This is a genomic window from Enterococcus thailandicus, assembly GCF_001886265.1.
GTDB classification, from domain to species: Bacteria; Bacillota; Bacilli; order Lactobacillales; family Enterococcaceae; genus Enterococcus_B; species Enterococcus_B thailandicus.
In genome coordinates this window covers 1-582 of record NZ_JXLE01000049.1, presented here as the reverse complement: position 1 = coordinate 582, position 582 = coordinate 1, and the positions used below count along the sequence as shown (strand labels likewise).

2 pseudogenes are annotated in these 582 nt (G+C 35.1%); both read left to right on the top strand.

The features are described from left to right. Positions 1-106 precede the first annotated feature (106 nt). Positions 107-232: pseudogene (locus RV17_RS13850) on the top strand (helix-turn-helix domain-containing protein); the annotation flags it as partial. Positions 233-325: 93 nt separating this feature from the next. Continuing rightward, positions 326-582: pseudogene (locus RV17_RS13725) on the top strand (IS30 family transposase); the annotation flags it as partial.

Below are 582 nucleotides of genomic sequence, written 5' to 3'. Positions count from 1 at the left end.
CTTGAATATACACTTTAAGTGCAACAGTTGATTACAAAAAAAGACTCATAGCTAAAATCCAGTTAAAATAGGTTTGTCTAGAACACTATTTGAAAGGAAGATAGCTATGAGCCACTATAACCATCTTACAATACTAGAGCGAGAAAACATATTTTTATTCTTCAATCAAGGAAAGTCTATACGTTCCATTGCTTCTCTTATGAAGCGTAGCCCTTCTACAATATCGAGAGAACTTAAACGTAATACAAAAAATACTACGTATTCTCCTGTGCTTGCTCAAACTATATATTCTTATAGAAAACAGAACTGTGGGCGAAAATTACTCTTGTCTAACAACAGGATCTGGACTATCGTTCGAAGATTATTTGTAGAAGAACAATGGTCTCCTGAAGAAATTTCTCATCGTTTAAAAAGTGAACGAACTGGTATTGCTATAAGCTACACGACAATTTATCGTGGTATTTATAATGGACTTTTTGAAACAGAGCCTCTAAGCCATGGAAATCGAGGATTGATTCGTTCACTTAGACGCCGCGGAAAAACAAGACATGCCAAACATCATGTTGAGAGAAGAGGAAAAAT